General features: G+C 51.1%; 1 protein-coding gene. It reads right to left on the bottom strand.

Features of this window, described 5'->3' with window-relative positions; genetic code table 11:
- Positions 1–443: 443 nt before the first annotated feature.
- On the bottom strand, positions 444–1,214 hold the full coding sequence (locus tag DWA01_RS10205) for a SapC family protein (RefSeq protein WP_114285738.1): 771 nt from the start codon (positions 1,212–1,214) through the stop codon (positions 444–446).
- Positions 1,215–1,492: the final 278 nt, after the last annotated feature.

Below are 1,492 nucleotides of genomic sequence, written 5' to 3'. Positions count from 1 at the left end.
TTCCGGTACATCAATGGGTTCTATAACCCTCGACGGCGGCATTCATCGCTTGGTGGAAAAAGCCCCTTGGCCTTCGAACGAAAGGCCGCCTAACATGAGATGAGAGACCGGAACTTTTGCGCGGCAAGTCCACAATTTCTCACAACCGGTTAATTTCCGGCTCCGCGCCCCCCCCGGCAGACCGAATCGGCAGGAAGGACCCGGAGCGATATCGCGTCACCCGCTAAAACCTGTTATTAAGTGTTTCATGAAATCTGCTTGGGTGAAGCCTGGAGAAATTCAAAGTACCTGCAGTATCAGCAGCCGTTCACCTTCAGAAAAACAAGTAGCTCAACGCACCAGTCACAGGCAAAAAGCACACTATCACCAACAGCGCTAAGAGCCCGGCTCTCACTTATCAAATATCGCTATTTGGCCTCATAAGCTCTGACGTCATCCTTGTTTCAGTCTTCACCAGCTTCCGCCTCCTCCGCTTCCATCTTGCTTTGTCCATCCGGTGCGGCAATTTTTTGTGCCATAGGCGCCAGATTACCAAGCGAAGACAGATGAGCATAGCAAAGCTCCAACTCGTCCGAACGCACCATCTGCACCAGCGTGTCCGCCGGCAGTGCCTTTAGCTTTTCACGGTTGATCTTGAAAAACCCGGACAGCGAAGCGGTCTGTCCGTCGGCAAGGTTGAACTGAGCCTGCGCCTCTTCCAACAAGTCGTGTTCTTGCAGTCGTTTGCAGAACGCAGACGTCCGTTCGAATTGGGTTTGGTATTCACTGACGAAAGTCAGTTTGCTTTGCAAAAAGGTCGTGCGCTCGCCGTCAGTGTCGAACAGGCGTTCGCCCTTTCCGTCCTGGTTGAAACCATCAAATTCTTCGTCAATGCAAAGAACGAAATCCTTTTCATCTTCGGACCGCGAAAAGACGAAAGGGTAACGACGCAAAAAGGCCGGAACATAGCCACCAGTCCAGCTTCCATCAGCGCCGACGTTGCTGTTTTCGTTGTCCCGAATACCGAGGATCACGGAGGGAACCACGTTGTCTCCATCACCTGCGAAAACGATGGCATAGTCCTGCGCAGCGGTAAGGAATTCGGCTGCTAAAAGAGGTACGGAATTAACATCGCTAGCAAACTTGTAGTTGTCGCCCATCTTGATAGCCCAGTCGCGGTGGCTGTCAGAAGAGACCGGAATCGCGCGCTTATAAATCAATAGTTGCTTAGACATATATATACTTAACTTTCTTTAAAAGGGCGACAATTACCATGATCTGAACACGTTAGCCGATCAATTTTGGAATAGCGATAAGAAATCAAGCTCCGCCAAAGATCACTCGAAAGAGATCGCAGTCGATCGCTGCTTTGCCCGCGGTTTGGACTTGCCGCGCAAAAGTTCCGGTCTCTCATCTCATGTTAGGCGGCCTTTCGTTCGAAGGCCAAGGGGCTTTTTCCACCAAGCGATGAATGCCGCCGTCGAGGGTTATAGAACCCATTGATGTACCGGAA

The sequence above is a fragment of the Candidatus Halocynthiibacter alkanivorans genome, from assembly GCF_003333265.1.
In the GTDB taxonomy this organism is placed as follows: Bacteria; Pseudomonadota; Alphaproteobacteria; order Rhodobacterales; family Rhodobacteraceae; genus Halocyntiibacter_A; species Halocyntiibacter_A alkanivorans.
This window is presented reverse-complemented; position numbering and strand designations above follow the sequence as displayed.

Bases quoted from the DNA above. Each gene is read 5' to 3' on its own strand.
- DWA01_RS10205 (WP_114285738.1), bottom strand. From the start codon at position 1,214: ATGTCTAAGCAACTATTGATTTATAAGCGCGCGATTCCGGTCTCTTCT.